A 502-nucleotide genomic window follows, 5' to 3' on the forward strand; every position below is an offset into this window, starting at 1 on the left:
GCATGACGAACCGTTCCCTGGCGGTGCGGTGGTGCCGCCGATCTACCAGACCTCGCTGTTCACCTTCGCCAGCTATGCCGAGATGGCCGATACCTTTGCTGGCAAACGAAAGCAGCCGATCTATTCGCGCGGCGACAATCCGACGGTGATGGAGTTCGAGGCGCGCGTGGCAGCGCTTGAGGGCGCAGAAGCCGCGCGCGGCTTTTCCAGCGGCATGGCGGCGATCAGCGCCACGGTGCTTGCGTTCGTTGGGGCAGGCGAGCGCATCGTGGCGGTGCGCAATTGCTATGGCGATGCCTACCGTTTGTTCGAGCGGCTGTTGCCGCGGCTCAACATCAAGGTTGATTATGTCGACGGCTCCGACCCGGATGCGGTGGCGGCGGCACTTCCCGGCGCCAAGCTGCTGTATCTGGAAAGCCCGACCTCGATGATGTTCGAGTTGCAGGACATCGCGCATCTGACACGGTTGGCCAAGGAACAGGGCATCGTCACCACCATCGAC

General features: G+C 63.1%; 1 protein-coding gene. It reads left to right on the plus strand.

From position 1 onward, the window contains the following. Window positions 1-502 (plus strand): PLP-dependent transferase (locus EN984_RS37175; protein WP_206517601.1); only part of this gene is annotated, 502 nt, incomplete at both ends.

The sequence above is a fragment of the Mesorhizobium sp. M7A.F.Ca.CA.004.12.1.1 genome (assembly GCF_003997835.1).
Lineage (GTDB): Bacteria > Pseudomonadota > Alphaproteobacteria > Rhizobiales > Rhizobiaceae > Mesorhizobium.